Source organism: Streptomyces rugosispiralis (assembly GCF_024505145.1).
Lineage (GTDB): Bacteria > Actinomycetota > Actinomycetes > Streptomycetales > Streptomycetaceae > Streptomyces > Streptomyces rugosispiralis.
Window position 1 is genome coordinate 1 of sequence record NZ_JANIAA010000062.1, and the last position, 23075, is coordinate 23075.

Consider the following 23075-nt stretch of genomic DNA (forward strand, 5'->3'; position numbering starts at 1 on the left):
CGCCCAGTGGGTGCAGTCCGCACGTTCCATCGCGCCGTATTCCCGCCCACAGCCCGCGGCAGCCGTGATCAGACCCACAAAACCGCAGGCCCGGGCCGTCTGGCGGTGTTCCACACCGCTCGTATGCTCGGAGGATGACCACGAGCGCGCAGGGAAACGAACCGGGTACCCCGACTGGCTCCGCCGCCCCCACAGCCAACGCGATGCGCCGTGCGCTCAAGCGCGCCCGCGACGGCGTGGCGCTGGACACCGCCGAGGCCGCGGTGCTGCTCCAGGCGCGCGGTGACGACCTCCGGGAATTGATGGCCTCCGCCGCCCGGGTCCGCGACGCGGGCCTGGAGGCGGCCGGCCGCCCCGGGGTCATCACCTACTCGCGCAGTGTCTTCATCCCGCTCACCCGGCTGTGCCGGGACAAGTGTCACTACTGCACCTTCGCGACCGTCCCCGGCAAGCTGCGCCGCGCGGGTTATGGGATGTTCATGTCGCCCGACGAGGTCCTGGCGATCGCCCGCCGGGGCGCCGAAATGGGCTGCAAGGAAGCGCTGATCACCCTCGGCGACCGCCCCGAGGACCGCTGGCCCGAGGCGCGCGAGTGGCTGGAGGCCGAGGGGTACGACGACACCATCGCGTACGTACGGGCCATGGCCATCCGCATCCTGGAGGAGACGGGCCTGCTGCCCCACCTCAACCCCGGCGTGCTGACCTGGACCGACTTCCAGCGGCTCAAGCCGGTCGCCCCCTCCATGGGGATGATGCTGGAGACCACCGCCGAGCGGCTGTGGAGCGAGCCCGGCGGCCCCCACTACGGCTCGCCAGACAAGGAGCCGGCGGTGCGGCTGCGGGTGCTGGAGGACGCCGGGCGCAGCTCCGTCCCGTTCACCAGCGGGCTGCTGATCGGGATCGGCGAGAACCATGAGGAGCGGGCCGAGTCGCTGTTCGCGCTGCGCCGCGTCTCCCGTTCGTACCACGGCATCCAGGAAGTCATCGTGCAGAACTTCCGCGCCAAGCCGGACACCGCCATGCGGGGGATGCCGGACGCCGAGCTGGACGACCTGGTGGCCACCGTCGCCGTCGCCCGCCACATCCTGGGCCCCTCCGCCTGCATCCAGGCGCCGCCCAACCTGGTGGACGCGGAGTACGAGCGGCTCATCGGCGCCGGTATCGACGACTGGGGCGGCGTCTCGCCGCTCACCCCGGACCACGTCAACCCCGAGCGCCCCTGGCCCCAGGTGGACGAGCTGGCCGAGCGCTCCGCGGCCGCCGGCTTCCGGCTGCGCGAACGGCTCGCGGTCTACCCCGAGTACGTCCGGCGCGGCGAGCCCTGGCTGGACCCCCGGCTGCTGCCGCATGTGACCGCCCTCGCCGACCCCGGGACCGGCCTGGCCCGCGAGGACGCGATCCCCACCGGGCTGCCCTGGCAGGAGCCCGACGAGGCGTTCACCGCCTCCGGCCGCACCGATCTGCACCGCGCCATCGACACCGAGGGCCGCACCGGTGACCGCCGTGAGGACTTCGACGAGGTCTATGGCGACTGGGAGGCGCTGCGCGAGGCCGCGGCGCCCGGGATGGTCCCCTCCCGCATCGACGCCGACATCAAGGCCGCGCTGGCCCAGGCCGCCGACGACCCGACCCGGCTGACCGACCCCGAGGCGCTGGCCCTGCTCCACGCCGAGGGCCCGGCGCTGGACGCCCTGTGCCGCGTCGCCGACGATCTGCGCCGGGCGACCGTCGGCGACGACGTCACCTACATCGTCACCAGGAACATCAACTTCACCAATGTCTGCTACACCGGCTGCCGCTTCTGCGCCTTCGCCCAGCGCCGTACCGACGCCGACGCCTACACCCTCTCCCTGAACCAGGTCGCCGACCGCGCCCAGCAGGCGTGGGACGTGGGCGCGGTGGAGGTCTGCATGCAGGGCGGCATCCACCCGGATCTGCCCGGCACCGCGTACTTCGACATCGCACGCGCCGTCAAGGAGCGCGTGCCCGGCATGCATGTCCACGCCTTCTCCCCGATGGAGGTCGTCAACGGCGCGACCCGTACGGGCATGTCCATCCGCGAATGGCTGACGGCGGCGCGCGAGGCGGGCCTGGACACCATTCCCGGCACGGCCGCCGAGATCCTGGACGACGAGGTGCGCTGGGTCCTCACCAAGGGCAAGCTGCCGACGGCCACCTGGGTCGAGGTCGTCAAAACGGCGCATGAGCTGGGTATCCGGTCCTCGTCCACGATGATGTACGGCCATGTGGACCAGCCCCGCCACTGGCTGGCCCATCTGCGGCTGCTCGCCGAGATCCAGCAGGAGACGGGCGGCTTCACCGAATTCGTCACCCTTCCCTTCATCCACACCAATGCCCCCGTCTACCTCGCCGGTATCGCCCGCCCCGGCCCCACCACCCGCGACAACCGCGCGGTCACGGCCATGGCGCGGATCCTGCTCCACCCCCACATCCCCAACATCCAGACCAGCTGGGTGAAGCTGGGCACGGAGGGCGCCGCCGAGATGCTCCGCTCCGGCGCCAACGACCTGGGTGGCACCCTTATGGAGGAGACCATCTCCCGTATGGCGGGCTCCTCCTACGGCTCCTACCGCTCCATCCAGGACCTGGTGGCCATCGCCGAACTGGCCGGCCGCCCGGCCCGCGCCCGCGGCACCACCTACGGCCCCGTCTCCGAGGAACGCCAGGCCGCCGCCCTCGCCTCGGACGGCCATCTGCCCGAGCTGCTCCCCGTGTTGGGGGACTGACCGTTCCTAAAGACTGAGCGGTAGTGAGTCCTGTTACCAGGATTCATACTCAGTCGCGTGCTCCGAACGGTGCTGGGCACTCCCCCAGCTACCGCTGGGAGGTACCCCCTGGTTCCCCGCGTTCGCTCCGCGTCCGGCGCGCATGGATCGTGTCCGTGGTCCGGGGGTGCGAGGGCGGGGTTCCTCACGCCTCGGGGCGCCCGGTCGGGCCTGGACGGTCCGATGCCCCGCACGATCGCTCTGGTCGTGTGGGGGCGGTGCCGTCCGTCGCCGGATCGGGTGTCCCAGGGCGCGCCTTCCGATCGCCACGGCGGCTGCGTCGTGGCGGGTGGTGGTGCGGTTGGTGCTGGTGAGGGGTTTCTGCCAGTGCTGGGCGCCCCACTTGCTGGTGTAGGCCGGGTCGACGGCGATGATGGTGATGCCGAGTTCGGCCGCCATGCTCACGAGCCGGGCCCGTAGTCTGCTGACGGGCATGCCCGAGATGAGATTGCGGAACTTCTTGCGCCTGCCGTGTTTCTCGCGGGTCTTGTCCGTGGTGAAGTCGAGGTCTTCGATCGCGATGGCGAGGCCGTGGCGTTTGGCCCAGTGCAGCAGGCGGATCAGGGCGTGCCGGACCTGGGCGTCACGGTGTGGGGCGGGGCCGGACAGGTCGAAGCCGAACCGGAGCGGTTCTCCGACGGGGTTGCCGTGTGTGTCCAGACACCAGGCTGCGAGGTGATCGGCGTTGGTGTCGACGCCGACCAGGCCGTTGGTGCGGGCCGCGGCCAGGGGCACGGTCTTCACCGGGGGGATTGTCCACGATGCGGTGAGGTACCAGCGCCCGCGTGATGTGTCTTCGTGGATGCGGTAGGCGATGGCGCGGTTGGCGGTGACCCGGTCGCGCCACTGCTCACCCCGGTGTGCGAACGCCACCCGCGCGGCGAGCACGTACCGGCCGTGCGGGGCGTTGGCCAGGTACGCCAGCGGGGCGGGGAGTTTGAGGGAGACCTCGCCGTCGGGGGTGACGCGGATGGTCTCGTTGCCGAACCGCTTGCCGGACTCGCCGTCGGCTTGGAGGAACCGGCGCACGGCCTGCCACCGCGTGCGCCACTGCTCCTCGGTGAGCCCGGTGGCCTGCAGGTGGTGGCGGGCGTTCAGCAGTCGCTTCCCGCCCCGCACCACACGGACGACTCCGGCCTCACGATCGGCCCGCGCCACCTGAAGCCGGTCTTCAAGGACGTGCAGGCGGCGGGCCTTGGCATGCCATTCCTGTCTGCTGCGGTAGCCGCCCGGAGCGCGCTTGCCGCCCTTCTCCCCGATCGGCAGGGACAGCCGGTGCGCGATCGTGCGCACACTCGCTTCCAGACTCTGGATGTGCGCGAGCTGGCCGCGCCTGGCCAGCGCCCACTGATCATGGGTGGCCTTGGTGATCGACCCGGCCCATCGGGAGGAGGACTCCTGCGTCAGGGTCCTCTTGCGCTCGGCCCACTGGCCGGTGTCATGTTCCGGCCCGGCCGTGCACCGTGCTTTCAGGTCCAGGGAGGCGAGCGTACCGAGCAGGTCGCCGATCAGACGAAGAACCTTCTCATCCTCAACACTCAGGTGCTTGAGCCGGTCGCGGACCGCGACTCCGGACGGGCCAAGGGCGACGAACGGTGCCGCCACCTCCCGTAGCCCGCCCATCCCCTCAACCCCCGCCCCCGCGCTGGCCGACAATCCCCTCACCACGCTCAACGACCATCACTGACAAAGGTCACACATTCGACCAAGGAACCTTCGTTCTCGCTCATGGGGCCGCACGTGCCGCAGCCCGAACACTCACTCATGTGCGCCAGAACACGCCTGTGCGCAGTCAATCGCCAGCAGTTCACAACCCCGGCGCACGGTTCGCGGGCGCGCCGCGCGGATACTTCGGGGCGAGGCGCTCCTGGAGGAGGTACGACGCCCAGTGGGACGCTCAGGCCCGAGTGGCCGCTCCGGTCGTCAGCAGGGCCGCCCTCGGGGACGGGGCCGGGGCGGAGCGCTTCGTGGCGGAGCTGACCGCCGGCCGGCCGTACTGGGAGATCGTCGACGAGGTCATACGCGCTCTGGACGACCTCGCCCAGTGCCCCGGTGCCGACCCCACCCTGCTCGCCGCACTCCGCGCGCCGCTCGCCGAGCTCCGGGCGAGCCTGGACCACGGCCGGACGGCGCTCGGATAAGGGCTTTCGGCGCGCGGCCGACATTCGGTGAGGGAATTCGCATTCTCGGAATGCGACACTCCGACGTCTTCTCCGTGATGACGCCTTCACAATCCGCGGCGGCCAAGAGGCGATCATTAGGTGTCCATTACAGTTCAAAGACAGTTCAGGGCCATTCACGCAGCGAAGAAAAGAGGCATGGGTCGTGACCGCAACCGCCAGCGCAGCGACCGGCGTATGGGGCCGCGCCGAACAGCAGGACTTCCGCAGCCGGGTGCGCGGCTGTCTGCTCGGCGGGGCCATCGGGGACGCGCTGGGGGCGGCCGTGGAGTTCGCCTCCCTGGACGAGATCAGGGCGGCACACGGACCCGAGGGTGTGACGGACTTCCTGCCCGCCTATGGCGGCCGCGGACGGGTCACCGACGACACCCAGATGACGCTGTTCACAGTGGACGGACTGATACGGGCACAGGTGCGCCGCGACACCGGGGCCTGGCACCCGCCCACCGACATCCACTCCGCCCACCGCCGCTGGTACTCCACCCAGCGCGACTGGGGCCCCGATGAGCGCCGTAAGGATGCCGGCTGGCTGGCCCGCGAGGAGTGGCTGTACGCCCAGCGGTCCCCGGGCCGGGCCTGTATCACCGGGCTCGCCGACGAGACCATGGGCACCCTGGAACGGCCCAAGAACCCGGACTCCAAGGGATGCGGCGCCGTGATGCGCTCCGCGCCCTTCGGACTGCTGGTGGGCTGGGAGCCGCAGCTGGTCTTCCAACTGGCCATCGAGTGCGCGGCCCAGACCCACGGCCACCCCACCGGCTATCTCTCGGCCGGTGCCTTCGCCCTCATCGTGCACGGCCTGGCGCGCGGCGAGGCGCTGGACGGAGCCGTCCAGCGCGCCCTCGCCCATCTGGCCACCCGCCCCGGCCACGAGGAGACCACCCACGCGCTGCGGCACGCCCTCGGCGCCGTACGGCAGGGCCTGCCGACCCCCGACCGCGTCGCCTCGCTCGGCGAGGGCTGGACCGGTGAGGAGGCCCTGGCGATGGGCCTGTACTGCGCGCTGGTCGCCGAGGACGTCCGCCATGGGCTGCTGCTCGCGGTCAACCATGGCGGGGACAGCGACTCCACGGCGGCCGTCTGCGGCAATCTGCTGGGCGCGCTGCACGGCGAGACGGCGCTGCCGCCCGCCTGGCTGGCGGAGGTCGAGGGGCGCGGCACGATCCTGGAGCTGGCGGACGACTTCGCCATGGAGATGACCCAGGGCCCGGCCCTGCACGGCCCCGGCGCATCCTCCCCGGCCTGGCTCACCCGCTACCCGCGCGCGTAGGTCCGATCTGCACCCGCACCGGCGGTGGTCCGCTGCCGCCCCAGGGGCCCGATCCCCTCCCGTGAACGCCATGAACGCCATGGGCGCAATGGATGCCATGGACGCCTTACGGCGCGCAGGGTCAGATACGCGGCCACGCCCAGGAAGGCGACGCCGATCAGCGGATAGACGGCGGTGAGCAGCATCTGGGCGGGGTTCTGGTGGAGCTCCACCCGGGTCGGCCGGCTGTGGGGCGCGTACCAGACCATGAAGGAGCAGAACAGCAGCCCGGTCACCACCGTCCAGGCCGTCCAGCCCGCCGTGCGCCGCCGCACCGCCTCCACCGCGAGCAGCAGGACCATCGGGACGGCCCACACCCAGTGGTGCGACCAGGAGACCGGGCTGACCATGAGGGCGGTCACCGCGCAGGTCAGCGCGGCCCAGGCGCGGGCGTTCGGCAGGCGGCTGTCGTCGGTCAGCTGGGCGGCCACCGCCGTGGCCAGGCCCACACAGCCGACCAGCGCGGCCGCCGCGAGCCACCACATGCCGGGGTCGGGGGTGTGCAGCACACGCGCGAGTGCGCCCTTGAGGTTCTGGTTGCCCGCGCCCTCGACATCGCCGGGGCGGTCGGTCGCGAAGACGACCTCGGTCCAGAAGCGCCGGGAGTCATGCGGCAGCGCCAGGGCCGAGAACGCGACCGTAAGGACGAAGGCGGTGGTCGCGACGGCCGCGCGCCGCAGATGGTCGTTGCGGAGGCGCTGCGGCGGCGGGCCGCCTCCGGCGCGGCCGCGGGCCGCCCTGGCCGCCCGCAGGCGACGGAGGCCGAGAAGGAGCCCGGCGAGCCCCAGGAAGACCACGAAAAGCCCCGGGGTGAGCTTGATCCCGGTGGCGATACCCGTCCCGACCCCCGCCCAGCGGTGGCCCGCCCGGCGGGTCAGATCCCCTAGCACCAGCGCCGTGACCAGCAGATTGATCTGCCCGTAGCGCAGGGTCGTCCACACCGGCTCGCACCACACCCCGACGGCGGCCAGGGCCAGGACGGCGGCCGGCCGCGGCACCCGTGCGGGGAGTGCGATCAGTCGCAGCGACAGATGGGCCACGGCGACCATCAGGACGAGATTGACGGCCGTCCCGAAGGTCCGCAGGACGCCCGTGCTCATCACGGTCAGCGGGGTGAAGAGCAGGGCCGCGAACGGCGGATAGGTATTGGGCAGATTGTGCCTGGTCGCCCGCATGTCATACAGATCCAGCGCATTGCGTACGGTCCATCCCTCGGCGCGATAGACCAGCAGGTCGACCATCGACACCTGGGCGGCCCGCTGCGCGATCCAGAACCCGGTGAAGGAGAGCAGACAGAAGACCGCCGCGCACAGGACCGGTCGGCGGAGTACGAAGGCGCGGGCCCGGTGGATCCGGGAGTCGGTGATCGTCTGGGTGGCGGTCACGGGGGCTCCAGAGGTCCCTGGGGACGGCGGCTCGGTGGGGGCGGGGCGAAGCCGGGTCCGGTGGTGCGGTCGGTGCGGGTGGCGCGGTCGGTGGCAGGCAGGCTCGGACGGCCGACCATAGTACGTTCCGGATGAGAACCGCAGGTGAGCAAAAGGTTGCCTGGACTGCAAAGATTCCTAGCTCGCCACCCCGGCCTCGCGTTCCGCTTCCGCCCCGCGGGGAACCCCCATGGACGGCACGCATGGACGGCACCCATGGACGGCACCCATGGACGGCACGCACCGATGAACAGACAGAACCGGGCCGCCGGTCACCCCACACCGGGTGGTGACCGGCGGCCCGGATCGAGGCCGCCGCGCGGTAGGTGTCAGTCCGTGGCGCCCGCGACCGACTTGCGGTCGCCCGCGTCACCCTGGTCCGGCACCGGCAGCGCGGCACTCGCAGAACCCGGCCCGTCGTCATCCGAGTTGAGCGAGGCGAGGATGGCATCGCGCTCCGGGGTGTCCTCGGGCTTGATGTAGCCGATGACGATGAAGAGCACGAGCGAGACCGCGAGCGGGACGGAGATCTGGTATTCCAGGTTGACGCCGCCGTCGATCGCGTCGTTGATCGGGTAGTTGACGAGGTAGAAGGCGATCAGCCCCATGGCCCAGCTGACCAGCGCCGCCGTCGGACCCGACTTGCGGAAGGTGGTCAGCATGCCGAGCATCAGCGGAATCGCGATCGGCCCCATGAGTCCGGCGACCCACTTGATCACCACGGTGATGATGTCCCCGAAGAAGTCCGAGTTGACCTGGGTGGCGATGGCCATCGACAGGGCGAGGAAGAGCAGCGTGGTGTACCGGGCCGCGATCAGACCGGTGCGGGAGGACCATTCCCGTACCGACTTGAAGACGGCGGGCATGATGTCGCGGGTCACCACCGCCGCGATCGCGTTGGCGTCCGAGGAGCACATCGCCATGGTGTGCGAGAAGAAGCCGACGATCACCAGGCCCAGCAGACCGTGCGGCAGCAGGTGTTCGGCCATCTCGGCGTACGAGTCGGCGGGCTTGTCCGTCTTGATGATCAGCGGCGCGACCCACATCGGGAAGAACAGCACCAGCGGCCAGACGAACCACAGCACGGCGGACAGCCGGGCCGAGCGCTTGGCGGAGTGGGCGCTGTCGGTCGCCATGTAGCGCTGCGCCTGGTTCCACATGCCGCCGTTGTACTCGAAGGTCTTGATGAAGAGGTACGCGAGCAGGAAGACCAGGGTGTACGGGCCGACGGTCGGCTGGTGGTGGCTGTCGGGGAGGTCGTCCCAGACGGTCCAGAGGGTGCTGAAGCCGTCCAGTTCGTGGAGTACGGCGATCAGCATCGAGATGCCCGCCACGAACTGGATGACGAACTGGCCGAGTTCGGTGAGCGCGTCGGCCCACAGCCCGCCGACGGTGCAGTAGACGGCGGTGACCGCGCCCGTGATCAGGATGCCCTGGTTGAGCGAGACACCGGTGAAGATGGACAACAGGGTGGCGATGGCCGCCCACTTGGCGCCCACGTCCACGATCTTCAACAGCACCCCGGACCAGGCCAGCGCCTGCTGCGTGGGCAGGTTGTAGCGGTTCTTCAGATATTCGAGCGGCGAGGCCACCTTGAGTTTGCTGCGCACCCGGTTCAGGCGCGGCGCGAAGAGATTGGCGCCGATCGCGATGCCGATGGCGATGGGGAAGGACCAGGTGACATAGGAGGTGATGCCGTATTGGTAGGCGATGGCCGCGTAACCCGTGAACATCACCGCGCTGTAGCCGGACATGTGGTGCGAGATCCCGGACAGCCACCAGGGCATCTTGCCGCCCGCGGTGAAGAAGTCGCTGACGTTGTCCACACGCTTGTGGGACCAGAGGCCGATGCCGACCATGACACCGAAGTAGCCGATCAGTACAACCCAGTCGAGACTGTTCATGTCCCCTCCCAGGGGTCCGCCATATGAACGGGTGCGCACTTCGCCGCGACGTTCGTCATGGACGGTTCCCCCGAGCGGGAGCGGGGTACTTCCGGGATTGAACCGCTCGTTCGGGCGACCGGTCAAGGGTTCTATAGGTCACGAATGTGAACGCAGATCAGAAAGAAGAACGAATTTACTGTTTCTTGACCTGACGGGGCGTTGTCGTTCCCATGTCTGGACGCCCACGATGAGCGGGCACTTCGTCAGACGCACGCCCACCGATCGCTGGGTCGTACGGGAGCGGGATCCCGAAAAGGCCGGACAGGAGTCGCGCTAACGCATCAGTTCACCGGCGTTCACCAGCAGCGACTGCCCGGTGATCGACCGGGCCCGGTCGGAGGCCAGGAACGCCGCGGCCTCCGCCACATCGCCGTCCGTCGCCAGCTCCGGCAGGGCCATCCGGTCGGTGAGCCGGCTCAGCACCTCGGCCTCGCTCACACCCTCGGTCCGCGCGGTGAAGGTCACATACGCCTGCACCGGCGGCCCCCACATCCAGCCGGGCTGCACGGTGTTGACCCGTATCCGGTGCGGACCCAGCTCACGCGCGAGCGCGTACATGGTCGAGGTCAGCGCGCCCTTGGAGGCGGCGTACGCGGTCTGGCGCAGCTCGGTGGGGGCGGCGGACGACGACTGGGTGCCGATCAGCACGACCGATCCGCCGTTCCGCTTCAGCGCGGGCAGACAGGCGCGGGTCATCCGGAGCGTCCCGAACAGATTGATGTCCACCACCCGGGCCCAGGAGGCGAAGTCGGCGTCCTCCAGCCCGCCGAAGTGGCTGTCCAGCGCGGCCACATGGACCACGGCGTCGATCCGGCCGAAGCGGTCGAGGGCGAGCGCGGCCAGTGCCTCGCACTGCGCCTCGTCCGCGATGTCGGTGGGCCGCCAGACGGTCCGCTCACCGCCCGGATCGACCTCCTCCGCCACCTTCGGCAGCCGCTCCTCGGTCCGCGCCCCCAGCACCACCCGGGCCCCGTCCCGGACACAGGCGGCCACCACCCTGGCCCCCAGTCCGGGACCGACCCCGGAGACGACGACGGTCTTGCCCTGCAGCGGCATGGTGGAACCCCTCCCGTGTCTGGCGTCGCGTCAGATTAGGGGCGCGGCCGTGAGATGGCCAGAGCGCCACCGGCCCCGTTTCGCCGTCCGATTCCGCGCACTTGATTCGTACGCACCCCTCCCCAACTGACGCCACGTCAGCTACACCTGACGGACATGACGAGCGACGCGTACGCGGAACTGGCCTCCGTCGGCCCGTACGGGGTGCGCCCTGGCCATGCCCTGATCACCCTGGTCGAGCCGCATCCGGGTCATGAGTACGCCTACAACCGCTGGTACGAGGACGACCACTTCATCGCGGGTGCGATGGCCATGCCGTGGATCTACGCGGGCCGCCGCTGGGTCGCCACCCGTGAGCTGCAACTGCTGCGCTACCCCGAGGGGTCGGCGATCGCCCGGCCGGTGACCGCCGGCTGCTACCTCTCCGTCTACTGGCTCACCGAGGGGCGCTACGCGGACCATATGCGGTGGACGGTCGGCATCAACAAGCGGCTGCTCCGGGACGGGCGGGTCTACCAGGACCGTACGCACGTCTTCACGGCCTTCCAGGACCACGAGGCCACTGTCTACCGGGACGGGGCGGCCGGGCCGCGCGATCACCACGCGCTGGACCACCCCTACGCCGGGCTGGCGCTGGAGGTGATCGAGAGCGAGGGCCCGGAGCAGCGGGAGGAGCTGCTCGCATGGCTCCGATCCAGACATCTGCCGCGCCGGCTCGCGGGCTCACCCGCCGCGATGGTGACGGTCTTCCGGCCGACCCCGCTGCCCTCGGACCGGATGTCGTATGTGAAGCAGGTCGAGGGGGTCGACACCAGGCTGACCCTGCTCTGGTTCCTGGAGTCCGATCCCCGGGAATGCTGGGACCCCGGTTTCACCGGTCTGGACGGTGAAGTGGCCGCTGCCGGTCTCGGCCGGGTGGAATTCATGGCGCCGTTCATTCCGACGATTCCCGGTACGGACCAATACGTGGCGGAACTCCGCTGAAGCGGCGGTACGGGAAAGCGGCGGTGCGGAAAGCGCCGGAAACGGCAAGAGCCCTCTCGGCAGGGACGGCGACCGGTCGAGAGGGCTCGGGTGCGGGCTTGGCGCTCCGCGCCGCCGACCGCGCTGCCGCGGCCGGGTGGTGCGGAGATCAGGCGAGGTCGAAGGCGCCTCGGCTGACGTCGGACACAAAGGCCGACCACGATGCGGGGGCGAAACTGAGCGTCGGTCCGTGGGGGTCCTTGGAGTCGCGCACGGCGATCTCGCTGATGACCGGGGAGGAGATTTCCACGCAAGCGCCGTTTCCGGCCGAGTACGAGGATTTCACCCACATGCTCGTCTTTCCCTGCTGAATGGACACTATTGCTCCGATGCATTGTGTAGATGAGACGCACCCCCGATTGGAGGCGTCACCGACGTTACTCGGCAACATCGTCCGGAAAGCGGGCCATTCACTCGACCGGATGGCATATTCCCGTGGCCCCTTCCGCGGCGAGGCGCGGAGGTGTAGCCTCCGCCCTTCGCCGTTTGCGCCGGAGCGTTTCCGTCCGCACTCAGCCCGCCGGGGCCGTCTCGCTCTCCTCCCGGTGCCGGCGGGCGTGCTCCTGGGCCATCTCGGTGATGAACTGGCGGCTCTGATCCGCGTTCAGCGCCTGGGCCCGCAGATGCTCGTACATCATGCTGTAGCTCTGCACATCGCTGAGCTTCTCCAGATACAGGTCGCTGGTGACGCCCTCGAGATAGACGACGCTGGTGTCCGACTCGTCCGAGAACTCCAGGATGGTGAACTGCCCGCTCATCCCCGGATGCGACCCCATGTCGAAGGGCAGCGCCTGCACCGTCACATGGGGTTCGTGGCTCATCCGGACCAGATAGTCCAGCTGATCGCTCATGATCTTGGAATTGCCGACCACCCGGCGCATCGCCGCCTCGTCCACGACCGCCCACAGCCGCAGCGGGGCCAGCGGATCGGTGATCCGTTCCTGGCGCCTGAGCCGGACCTGGACCCGCTGGGCGATCTGGTCCTGCGGGGCCTCCGGCAGGGCGCCGCTGATCACGGCCTCCGCGTATTCCGGCGTCTGCAAGAGGCCGGGCAGCACCTGGGGTTCGTAGACCCGCAGCGACGCCGCGTCCGTCTCGAAGCCGATGTAGACGCTGTACGGCACATCACCGAAGGCGTTCCACCACCCTTGCTGGCGCGACTCCTTCGCCATTTGCATCAGGGAATCGACCAGCGCCTTGTCCTCCACCTTGTAGGTGCGGCACAGGTCGCGCACATCGCGCTGGCTGATGCTGCGGCGCCCGTTCTCCAGCCGGCTGATCTTCGACTGGGAGACCATCAGCTCCTCCGCCACCTCCTCCGCCGTCATGCCCTTCTCCTGGCGGAGCCTGCGCAGTTCCTGGCCCAACCGGCGTCGCCGGACAGTGGGGCCGACGTTCGATGTCACGGGACGTGCACCTCCGGCTTCGTACTGCTGATTTATGCTGCTCAGCAGCCTGCCACTACCGGACGGGGCCGCGCTGGGAAATGGCCGCACAAGGGCGGCCGCACAACGGTGGGCGAACGCGCACGCGGGGCGGTGGGACGGCCGGTCGTCCAAATCGGCCGTTCCACCACCCCGCGCGCTTCAGCGGCTCCCGAACCGGGTCAGTGGGGACTGCGGTGCGGTCGGTGGAGCGTCAGTGGTGCTCGGTGCTGCTCGGAGCCGGACGGTGGGCCTTCGCCCCGGACGGTGCCGGGAGCGGTGTCCGCCGCCCCGCTGACGGGCTGCTGGTGCGTTCGACGGGCTGGGTGGTGCGTGATGGTGCGATGGCGCCCCGAAGGGGCCTCAGCGCGCTCCGACGCGGGCCATGCTCCCGCGACGGGACGGCTGGGCCGGAACGCCGGCCGCCGGCTCCGCCGCGGCGCGCGTCCCCGCCTGTCGGCCCGGACCCGCGGCCGGTGCGCGCCGTGGCTGCGCCGCGACACCGTTCTGCACGTCCATCACGGCGTGCGCCACGAGACCGCCCATCGGGTCGTGCCGGATCAGATCCCGGAGCCTGGAGCGCGAGGAACGCCCCTCGTTCCCGGGATACAAGTGCTTGCCGAGCCCGACCGCGTGGGCCAGGGCGGCGAGCGCGGCGGTCCGCGGGTCCGGCGGTACGCCGGTGCGGATCGCGCTGTCCAGCCGGGCCCTGATCTCCCGGCTGATCGCCGTGTCCGTCGCCTGGTAGCGCGTCGTCGGCAGTACGCCACACATCTGGCCCGCGACGGCATGCACCATGCCGCAGCGCTCCAGGTGCGTGAGGTACGTCTGGCGCAGCCCCAGCCGGGGCCCGCCGATCCAGTGGACCGCGCGCACCGGGCTGCCGCGTCGGCGCAGCAGCTCCAGTGCGGAGTCCAGAGTTGGATCTCCGGTCGGCCGTGGCAGCACCACGGCGATACGATCCCCGTCAGGGGCTATCCGTCCGGCCAGGGCCAGCTCTACTAGCTGCGCCCCGGCAAGACCGAGGTCAAGCGACTGCGGCTGCGCCGTGGTACCCGTGGTCGGGTCCAAAGCGAGCAGCAGAAGCTCCTCCGGAATTGTTCTGCGGCTCCTGCCCATCCATGCCTCCCCGCGTGGATGAATGACAGGGTGACCCCTCTCACATTGGTCTGTCGAGAGTGCCTGGGGGGTTTGGGTGGGAACCAGTAGGTATGTCGTTCTCGTCTAGCAGGTGGGCGGGCACCTGAAGACGCTCTCCGGCTGTGGCGATGCGCGATCGCGTGCCGGACACACAGGACACTGGTAGAGGTTGGGCTGCGGGACGTGACGCCATGGGGCGTGGGGCGTCCCGCGACACATATCGAGGAGGCATCGGTGGCGGGCGAGTCCCCCGGCAGGTCGGATCAGCAGAAGTCGTCGGGGGAGACGGCTAGGGGAGAGAGCGATCCGAGGCTCGCGATCTCGCGCGAAGCGGAGGCGGGCCAGGGCTCGACGGCGGTCGCCGTCGTGTCGGACGACCTCCGGTCGGGTTCCGGGGAGCCGGAGTCGGCTCCTGGCGAGCCCGAGGTGACCTCCCGGGCGAAGGCCGAAGCGGAGGCGGAAGCGGAGCCAGAGGCACCGGCGGTCGACCGGGGCGACGCAAAGGTTTCTGGTGTTCGCGATAGTGAACAGGGCGAAGATTCCGGGACGTCGGAGGCGAAGGCGGAGCCGGAGCCGGACGCCGGTGCGTCGGACGACTCGGCCAACGGGGAGGCGGCCGAGCCCGACGCGGAGCCGGAAGCGGACGAGGGCGGTGCGGACGGCGCCGACGACTCCGACGACGATGCCGACGACTCTGATGACGCGGACGGCGACGCGAAGGTTGAGCGTGCGTCCGAGGCCGAGGCCGAGGCGGACGGGGACGGTGACGAGCCGTCGAAGCCGCCGGTGGATCAGCGGACGGCCGTCTTCCGTACGGTGAGGCCCAAGGCGGACGCCGACGCGAAGGCTGAGGATGCCTCCGAGGCCGAGGCCGAGGCCGAAGCGGATGAGGGCGACGGCGAGTCGTCCGAGCCGTCGGTGGATCAGCGGACGGCTGTCTTCCGTACGGTGAGGCCCAAGGCGGACGCCGAGGGCAGGGACAAGAAGGACGAGTCCGAGAAGGACGGGTCGGAGAAGGACGCGCCCAAGAAGGGCGAGGCCGAGAAGGGCGAGGCCGGGAAGAAGGAAGCTGCCAAGGCGGACGCGCCCGAGGGCGGCTCCGGTAAGGCCGCCGCGTCCGACGCGGACGACGACGCCTCCGACAAGCCGATCGACCGCCCGACGGCCGCCTTCGGCGTGCTCCCGGAGAAGCCCGGAAAGGGCGACCAGGGCGGTAAGAAGGGCGTCGACCAGCCGACCACCGCGTTCAAGGCGGTCAGCCCCCCGGCTGACGGCAAGACGGCTGACGGCAAGACCGCCGCGGGCAAGTCCGCCGCGGGCAAGACCGCCGAGGGCAAGACCGCCGACAAGGCGTCCGACGCGAAGGCGTCCGGCAAGAAGCCAGTCGGTGAGTCGGACAACGAGCGGACCAGCAAGTTCGTCCCGCTGCGGTCCCCCGACGACCCGGCCCCGCCGAAGCCCGCGGCCCCGCCCACCGCGCCGAAGGCCCCCGCCGCCCCGTCCGCGGCGGTCCCCGAGGCCGAGCGGACCAAGCAGCAGCCGCTGCCGCCGCTGACCGCGGACGGCAAGCAGCCCGCGCCGCTCGATCTGCTGGCGCAGCTGACCAACACGCCGCCCAAGCCCGAGACGCCGCTGCGGACGGCGGTCCGCCGGGTCAAGATCTGGACGCCGCTGGCCGTGCTGCTGGTGATCATCCTGGGCGTCGTCCAGGCGCTGCGGCCGCTGCCGGATCCGTCGCTGAAGCTCACCTCGGACGCCACCTACCGCTTCGGCGGCGGTGCGCTCTCCATGCCGTGGCCCGACCAGGGGCAGTCCGCCGCCGAGGTCGAGGGCGTCGGCAGCCTGGGCACCTCCGGGGAGCAGAAGCCCGTGCCGATCGCCAGCGTCACCAAGGTCATGACGGCCTATGTGGTGCTCAGGGACCATCCGCTGAAGGGCGGCGCGGAGGGCCCGAAGATCAAGATCGACGCGCAGGCGGCCGAGGAGGCGAAGTCCGCCGACGAGTCGCGGGCGGAGGTCAAGGAGGGGCAGGCCTTCACCCAGCACCAACTCCTCCAGCTACTGCTGATCAACTCCAGCAACAACATCGCCCGGCTGCTCGCCCGCTGGGACGCCGGATCGCTCGACGCGTTCGTGAAGAAGATGAACGACGCGGCCCAGAGCCTGGGGATGAAGCACACCACCTACACCGACCCCAGCGGTCTGAAGGAATCCACCAAGTCCACCGCCGCCGACCAGCTGAAGCTGGCCAAGGCGGCTATGCAGTCCGATGCGTTCCGCGCGGTCGTGGCCACGCCCAACACCGAGATCCCGGGGCTCGGTGACCGCATCTACAACAACAACAATCTGCTGGTGAAGCCGGGTGTGATCGGTATCAAGACCGGTTCGTCCACCCCGGCCGGCGGTGCGCTGATGTGGGGCGCCGTGCGGACCATCGACGGCAAGAAGCAGCGGATCCTCGGTGTGGTCCTCGAGCAGCGCGCGACCACCACGCTGGACGCCAGCCTCCAGCTCGCCCAGACCAACAGCTACAAGCTGATCACCGCCGCCCAGGACGCCCTCGCCTCGGCGACCGTCATCAAGAAGGGCGATGTCGTCGGCCAGGTCGACGACGGCCTCGGTGGCACCACACCGGTCGTCGCCACCAAGGATCTGAAGGCGGTCGGCTGGTCCGGTCTGACGGTCGACATCAAGATCGGTGACGGCGGTAAGAAGGTGCCGCACTCGGCCAAGGCGGGTACGGTCGTCGGCGAGGTGACCGTGGGCACGGGCCCCGGACAGCTCAAGGCGCCGGTGGCCCTTCAGAATGATCTGTCCGAGCCGTCGTTCGGCGCGAAACTGACCCGTATCGGCTGACCCGCCGGGGAAGTCGAATAGAGGGGACGAGACGAAGTGGCCCCGGCGCGAAACGCCGCCGGGGTCCGAGCCGGATCGGGGCCGTCCGGGCGTGCTAGCGTCGGTGGGTCCCCGGCCTGGACCCACCGCGGAACCGGAGTGACCCGGCGCGGGGTTGAGGACGATGGGGCAGACCTCGGGGGAAGACGGGGAGAGCCGCAGTGACCACCGTGGATCCGACACGGGCCGATGAAAGCGGGGGCTCGGAGGAGAGCACCGCCGCACGAATACGCGTACCCACACAGCGCTGGTCCGCCGAGCCGGCCGATCAGGCGGAGGCGGAGCGCGAGAGCCGCCGGCCCGCTTCGGGCGGGCTGCTCCAGCGCGCCCGGACGGCCCTGCGCCATCCGGTTCCGGCCGCCCTGGCCGCCGCCGCGCTGCTGCATCTGGTGTGGGTGGCGCTGCTCGCGAACAGCGGCGGTGACCTCGCCGCGCAGGACGCCTGGGCGGAGTTCGCCCTCCAGCACCCGGACCTGGCGTACAACCTGGCCTGGTACGGCGGGATGCACCCGGTCTCGTACAGCGTCATCTCGCCATATCTGATGGCGGTCCTCGGAGTCCGCTCGACGATGATGGTCGCGGGCACGCTGTCCGCCGGGCTGCTCGCGCTGCTGCTGGTGCGCAGCCGTGCCGTACGGCGGCCGATGTGGCCCACCATGTACGGCGCGTTCGCGCTGACCTGCAACGCCATCTCGGGCCGGGTGACCTTCGGGCTCGGCGCGATGTTCGGGCTCGCGGCCGTGGCCGTGATCTTCGCCTGGCCCCGGCGGTGGCGCTCCCGGCGCTGGCACCACAAGGCCGGGCGGTTCGTCCTGGCCGCCGTGCTGTCGGCGCTGGCGACCATGTCCAGTCCGGTGGCCGGTCTGTTCGTGGGCGTCGTGGCCGCCGGGCTGTGGCTGACCAAGCGGCGCCCGGCCGCGTACGCGCTGGGGATCACCCCGGCCGTGGTGGTCGGCCTGTCGGCGTGGCTGTTCCCGTTCTCCGGTGTGCAGCCGATGGGCATCGGTTCGGTGATCCTGCCGTTCATCACCGGTGCCGCCACGCTGATGTGCGTGCCGCGCTCCTGGTCGACGGTGCGGGTCGGGGCCGGGCTCTACTGCCTCGGAGTGGTGCTCACCTGGGCGATTCCCTCCCAGATCGGCACCAATATCTCCCGGCTCGGCATGATCTTCGGCGGTGTGGTGCTGATCGCCGCGCTGCCCGCGGTGCGCAAGCCGCCGCGTGCCGAGCTGCGCACGACGCGCGCGGGCCGCCGCTGGACCGTTCTGGTGCTGGCCCTCGCGACCGTCACGGTGTGGCAGGGGGTCAAGACCGCCGACGACGTGATCCATACCGCCCCCTCGGCGTCCTGGGCCCGTGAGCTGGCGCCGCTGGTCGACCGGCTCAAGCGGGAGAAGGCCGACCGGGGCCGGGTCGAAGTGGTTCCGGTGCGCAGCCACCGCGAGTCCTCCGCGCTCGCCCCGTACGTCAATCTGGCGCGCGGCTGGAACCGCCAGCGCGACCTGGACCGGAACCCGATCTTCTACGGCGAGGACACCCTCACCCCGGTCAGCTATCACGAATGGCTCAAGCGCTGGGCGGTGCACTACGTGGTGGTGCCCGCGGACGATCCGGACACCGCCGCGCAGAAGGAGTCCGAGCTGCTCGACACCAAGCTGCCGTATCTGCGCGAGGTCTGGTCGGACGAGAACTGGAAGCTGTACGAGGTCAAGGACCCGACGCAGATCGCCGACCCGCCCGCCACCGTGCGGCGCGCGGGCGCCGACCAGCTGGTGCTGTCGGTCCGCGCCAAGGGCCCGGTGCTCATCCGCATCCCGTACTCGCCGTGGCTGGGCCTGGTGGACAAGGACGGCCACAGCGTACGGGCCCCGAAGGAGGAGGACGACCGGCTGCCGGTCAACCGCGAGGGCTGCCTCACCAAGCAGACCGAGGGCGGGGAAGAGGGCCAGCCGGAGGACGAGTGGACGGTGCTGCACGCTCCCCGGCCCGGCATCTACCGCATAACGGGCAAGTACCAGCTGCCGCGCGGCACGCCCTGCCCGGACGAGATGGCTCCCTGACCTCCCGGTCGGCGGCTGACCGGTTTCCCGGACCGGTCGGCCGCCGCCCGGCTTCCTGAGCCCGGTCGGCCGCCGCCCGGCTTCCTGAGCGGTCGGCCGCGGCCCGGGTTCTTCAGCCGGGTCAGCCGCAGACCGTCGACAGCCAGGGCTGGTCGGGGGTGTCGCGCAGGCTCTGGCGGATCCTCTCCAGGCTGCGCAGCAGCCCGTCCGGTGGCTTGCCGGTGTCGCTGAGGTAGGCCAGCGCGGCGCGCTGGAAGGCCACCCGCATCCGCGTGGGCATGGCGTCGGAGGCGTCCAGACACAGTGAGCCCGAGTCCCGGAGCGTCTTCGCGATGCTCCGGCCCACGGCGTCGTCCCCCTGGGCGTCCAGCCGGACGTCGCGGTTGGCGAAGAACGGGTGGGTGCTGCTGTCGGCGGTCTTCTCGGCCCACGCCCGCTGGGCGTCGGCCGAGATCAGATAGCGCATCAGCTGCTGGGCCTGCGGGGTGTCGCGGAACATCGCGGCGAAGTCGCCGGACACCTCCCGGGCGGTGGAACGCCGGTCGGCGTCGGGGAGGAGCCCGGGGGAGAAGGCGAAGGCCGCCTCGGCGGGGTCGGGGTAGCCGCCGCGGATGAACGACCCCTGGTGCTCCAGCGCGCACGGCGGGTTCGTCCCGAACAGCTTCATGCCCGCCTCGCGGAAGCCCGTGATCAGCGCGGTGCGCGCGGTGTCCTTGCCGAAGAGCGAGCCCCAGCTCCGCCAGGCCCGCTCCACCCGGGGGTCCGTCCACGGCAGCCCGCCGGTGGCCCAGTCCTGGTAGACGGATTGGCCCTGCTGCTGGAGGAGCAGATCCTCGATCCAGTCGGTGCCGGGCCAGCCGGAGGCCGCGTCGTCACCCATGCCGACGCACCACCGGCGGCCGTCGGCGGCGAGGGCGGGCAGGGTGCCCGGACGGCGGTCGCGGTCGTACCACACGATGCTCTTCAGATCGGCCTTGACCGCGATCCCGTACACCGGCCCGCCGGCGCTCAGCCGGGGCTTCCAGAGCTTTCCGTAGGCCTTGCGCTCCCGGCTCGGGATCACTCCGTCCAGCGGGGTCAGCTGGCGCTGGCGGGCGTACGCGGCCAGCTCGCCCGTGCTGGGCAGCACGGCGATGTCGGGCGGGGTCCCGGAGGCCACCTCCGAGGACAGCACCTCGCGCAGCGCGGTGGTGCCCTGATAGTCCACATGGATCCCGGTGCGCCGGGTGAACGTGTCCAGCAGGCCCCGGAACGCCTCGCCCTCGCCGCCGGTCCATGACGCGAGCACGCTGACGCTGCCGTGCGACTGCCAGCCGCTCGTATCGCCCGCGCCCACGACACACAGCAGCACCAGCCACAGCCCGAGAACCGTGGCCGTGGCGTGCCCGGACCGCTTCGCCGCGCTCATCGGGACTGGAACCGGTACTCGTCGATACGCGGCTGCAGACCCACCAGGATCAGGGCGGCCAGCACGGCGCCGCCCACGGGTATCCAGCCGACCGCACCGGCCTGCCAATGCGCGTTCCGCATCGTCCTCGCGACCTCCCTGGCGGTGGGGCCGCCGGTGCGGCCGATGTCCGATTGCGTCAGGCTGCTCCGGGCCGACTCCAGCCGGTCCTGGGTCTGGTACGTGAACACCGCCAGCGGCAGCAGGGCGACGAGCAGCGCGGTCGCCGCCGCCAGCCAGGGGTTGACCAGCCGCCGGAAGCGGTGCCGCAGAAAGCGCTGGGTGTGGACCAGCAGCGCCGCCAGCGTGAGGAACAGCCCCGGCAGCAGCAGCCACCAGGCGAACGCCAGCAGCCAGCCGAACGAGGTCTGGTCGTCCAGCACGCCGAACTGCCGCTGCTGCACCGCCTTCAGCCGGTCGAGGACGCCGCTGTGCTCATGCCGCAGGATGGAGTCGGCGTACCGCAGATAGGCATCCCGGAGCGTCGGGTTCTCGCGGTTCGCGTACGCCTGCTCGACGGTGTCGCCGTAGGACGTCACCAGCGCCGCCGAGGTGCGCAGGGCCCCGCGCGCCGACTCGCCCCCGATGGTGCTCTTGGACACCTGGGTCAGGCTCTGCTTGGCCGTCGACAGCTTGTCGCGGTACTCCTCGCTGAGCCCCTCGAACTCCGCGGTGGGGCTGGAGATGCTGCGCCGCGCCTCGTCGTACGAGGCGTTCAGCGCGTCGATCGCGGCGGCGACCTGCAGTATCGCCGGGGTGGACCGGTCGGTCACCGCCTTGGAGTTGCGGCTGACGCCGTAGTACGCGGCCAGCAGCGCGGCCACGGCCACCGCCGTGACCACGAGCAGGGCGGTCAGCCGGCGCACCAGGAAGGTCCGGGTGGCACTCATCTCACGCCGCCCGCTTGATTCGGTTCGCCCGGTTCACCGTTCAGGGGGGCGTTGCACCGCTGGCAGAACCCGGCGGTGGCGGGCGACCGGCGCCCGCAGGCCGGGCAGAGGACATCCGCGGCGGGCGGCCCGGCGGGCTCCGGGCGGTCCATCCCCATGAAGGGGGCGCTCTCCTCCGACACGACGATCACCGAGTTGAGGTCCAGCGGCCGGATGGGCTCGCGGATCCGCACCTCGCCGGTGGCGGCGTCGACGATGTGGACCAGCCCGCCCAGCCGGGCCAGCATCTTCTCGCTGCCCAGCTGATGGGCCAGTTGGACGGCGCGCCCCCACTGGCGGCGGGCCCGCTCCCGGTCACCCGCCTCGTACGCGTCGCAGCCCGCGGTGATCGCGTGACCCAGCTCGGAGTCGGCGTCGTAGTGGGCCAGCCGGGGGTCGATACGGGACGACAACAGCACATCGTCCGTCCACTGGACCAGCATCGACTCCGGCTCGGGCAGCGGCAGCGCGGTGTCGCCCTCCACCGCCAGCTCCACGGCGGCCAGCTCCACGTCCTCGCCCACCGGATCGCGCCGCGGATCGGCGAGCACGGACACCTGGTACTCGCGGGTCTCGTCGCCCCACGCGCTGGTGGTCCACTCCCAGGTGCGCTCATCGGGGCGGACGCCCTCGTCGGTGAGGTCCGCCCGGGTGGGGTGCACCTGCTTCACGAAGCCGACCCGGCTGCCCGCCCGGGTGCGGATCCGGATCCGCACCCCGGCCAGCGCCTTGGCCATCGAGGCGGAGACCATCTCCTCGAACTCGGCGGCCAGCGCGGAGTCCTCGAGGACCGCGTCGGCCCGGCCGTGCAGCCGGTGCGCGATCCGCTTCAGCTCGGTGGCGTCCCAGCCGTCGCCGATCCCGCGCGCGTCACAGGTGAAATGCGGGGCGCAGGCGTCCAGCACCTGCTCCAGATAGCCGGGCGGGTCGTGTTCGTTGCGCCCGTCGGTGAGCAGCAGGGTGTGCCGGATCGCGGCGGGCCGGCGCAGATGCAGCCGACGGGCGAGATCCAGCCAGGAGCCGATCGCGGTGCCGCCCACCGCGGGCAGCCGGGCCGCCACCCGGGCGGCGGCGGCCTTGGTGTCCGGCCCCGCGACCGCCATGCCGCCGGTGAACGGATAGACCACCTGGGCCTGTTCGGTGCCCTCGACGATCGCGAAGCGGGTGCCGTCGCGCAGTATGCCGACCGCGGTGGCGGTGGCCCGCCGCGCCGCCGCGATCTTCGTCGGCGGCCAGCTCATCGACATCGAGCAGTCGATGACGATGACCTCCGACGCGGCGGTACGGGCCGCCGCCGGGCCCAGGCCGTGGGCCCGCACGCTGACGATGGCGTGCATCTCGGTGCGGCCCGCGGAGGCGGGCAGGTACTTGTTCTGGTGCACCCGCAGGGTGAGGGCCGGGCCCCCCTCCGTGCCCCCTGGTCCGTACTGCCTTCTGTGGTCCTCGCTCATCTGAT

The 23075-nt window shown here is 71.0% G+C and carries 16 protein-coding genes; 6 read left to right on the top strand and 10 right to left on the bottom strand.

What is annotated here, in order from left to right:
* The first annotated feature begins 134 nt into the window (after window positions 1-134).
* Window positions 135-2747, top strand: a complete 2613-nt coding sequence (locus NP777_RS44175; protein ID WP_256655845.1) for a bifunctional FO biosynthesis protein CofGH — start codon at window positions 135-137, stop codon at window positions 2745-2747.
* Window positions 2748-2780: 33 nt separating this feature from the next.
* Here NP777_RS44175 and NP777_RS44180 read toward each other — a convergent pair whose 3' ends face one another.
* A complete protein-coding gene (locus NP777_RS44180) occupies window positions 2781-4409 on the bottom strand; it encodes a transposase (protein ID WP_256655846.1) in 1629 nt (542 codons plus the stop codon).
* A gap of 284 nt (window positions 4410-4693) precedes the next feature.
* On the opposite strand from NP777_RS44180, the gene NP777_RS44185 reads away from it, so the two are divergent.
* Window positions 4694-4927: a hypothetical protein gene (locus NP777_RS44185; protein ID WP_256655847.1), complete on the top strand. Its 234-nt coding sequence runs from the start codon at window positions 4694-4696 to the stop codon at window positions 4925-4927.
* Window positions 4928-5111: 184 nt separating this feature from the next.
* A complete protein-coding gene (locus NP777_RS44190) occupies window positions 5112-6236 on the top strand; it encodes an ADP-ribosylglycohydrolase family protein (protein ID WP_256655848.1) in 1125 nt (374 codons plus the stop codon).
* Here NP777_RS44190 and NP777_RS44195 read toward each other — a convergent pair.
* The 3 genes from NP777_RS44195 to NP777_RS44205 form a co-directional block, all read right to left on the bottom strand.
* The gene (locus NP777_RS44195) at window positions 6221-7660 is read right to left on the bottom strand and encodes a glycosyltransferase 87 family protein (protein WP_256655849.1); all 1440 of its coding nucleotides are present in this window, start codon (window positions 7658-7660) and stop codon (window positions 6221-6223) included. The two genes, NP777_RS44190 and NP777_RS44195, sit on opposite strands and share 16 nt — an antisense overlap.
* Before the next feature lie 368 nt (window positions 7661-8028).
* A complete protein-coding gene (locus NP777_RS44200; protein ID WP_256655850.1) occupies window positions 8029-9603 on the bottom strand; it encodes a sodium:solute symporter family protein in 1575 nt (524 codons plus the stop codon).
* Window positions 9604-9918: 315 nt separating this feature from the next.
* A complete protein-coding gene (locus NP777_RS44205; RefSeq protein WP_256655851.1) occupies window positions 9919-10701 on the bottom strand; it encodes an SDR family oxidoreductase in 783 nt (260 codons plus the stop codon).
* 156 nt (window positions 10702-10857) lie between these two features.
* Here NP777_RS44205 and NP777_RS44210 point away from each other — a divergent pair, with 156 nt between their 5' ends.
* Window positions 10858-11685: a hypothetical protein gene (locus NP777_RS44210; protein WP_256655852.1), complete on the top strand. Its 828-nt coding sequence runs from the start codon at window positions 10858-10860 to the stop codon at window positions 11683-11685.
* 148 nt (window positions 11686-11833) lie between these two features.
* On the opposite strand, the gene NP777_RS44215 is transcribed toward NP777_RS44210, so the two are convergent.
* The 3 genes from NP777_RS44215 to NP777_RS44225 form a co-directional block, all read right to left on the bottom strand.
* Window positions 11834-12043, bottom strand: a complete 210-nt coding sequence (locus NP777_RS44215) for a DUF397 domain-containing protein (protein ID WP_256655853.1) — start codon at window positions 12041-12043, stop codon at window positions 11834-11836.
* A gap of 193 nt (window positions 12044-12236) precedes the next feature.
* On the bottom strand, window positions 12237-13130 hold the full coding sequence (locus NP777_RS44220; protein ID WP_256655854.1) for a helix-turn-helix domain-containing protein: 894 nt from the start codon (window positions 13128-13130) through the stop codon (window positions 12237-12239).
* Between the two features lie 381 nt (window positions 13131-13511).
* Entirely contained in the window at window positions 13512-14267 is a 756-nt protein-coding gene (locus tag NP777_RS44225; RefSeq protein WP_256655855.1) for a GOLPH3/VPS74 family protein, read from the bottom strand.
* A gap of 255 nt (window positions 14268-14522) precedes the next feature.
* Here NP777_RS44225 and NP777_RS44230 point away from each other — a divergent pair, with 255 nt between their 5' ends.
* Complete coding sequence (locus NP777_RS44230; RefSeq protein ID WP_256655856.1) at window positions 14523-17144, top strand: D-alanyl-D-alanine carboxypeptidase; 2622 nt, start codon at window positions 14523-14525, stop codon at window positions 17142-17144.
* Window positions 17145-17344: 200 nt separating this feature from the next.
* Window positions 17345-19243: an MFS transporter gene (locus tag NP777_RS44235; RefSeq protein WP_256655857.1), complete on the top strand. Its 1899-nt coding sequence runs from the start codon at window positions 17345-17347 to the stop codon at window positions 19241-19243.
* A 121-nt stretch (window positions 19244-19364) separates the two neighbouring features.
* Here the strand turns inward: NP777_RS44235 and NP777_RS44240 are convergent, their stop codons facing one another.
* The 3 genes from NP777_RS44240 to NP777_RS44250 are packed head-to-tail and all read right to left on the bottom strand — an operon-like array spanning window position 19365 to window position 23070.
* Entirely contained in the window at window positions 19365-20651 is a 1287-nt protein-coding gene (locus NP777_RS44240; RefSeq protein ID WP_256655858.1) for an ABC transporter substrate-binding protein, read from the bottom strand.
* Window positions 20648-21580 (bottom strand): hypothetical protein, encoded by a 933-nt coding sequence (locus NP777_RS44245; protein ID WP_256655859.1) that lies wholly within the window; start codon window positions 21578-21580, stop codon window positions 20648-20650. Before NP777_RS44245 ends, NP777_RS44240 begins: the two co-directional genes overlap by 4 nt.
* Window positions 21577-23070: a VWA domain-containing protein gene (locus NP777_RS44250; protein ID WP_256655860.1), complete on the bottom strand. Its 1494-nt coding sequence runs from the start codon at window positions 23068-23070 to the stop codon at window positions 21577-21579. The genes NP777_RS44245 and NP777_RS44250 overlap by 4 nt, the downstream gene beginning before the upstream one ends.
* Between the last annotated feature and the right edge of the window lie 5 nt (window positions 23071-23075).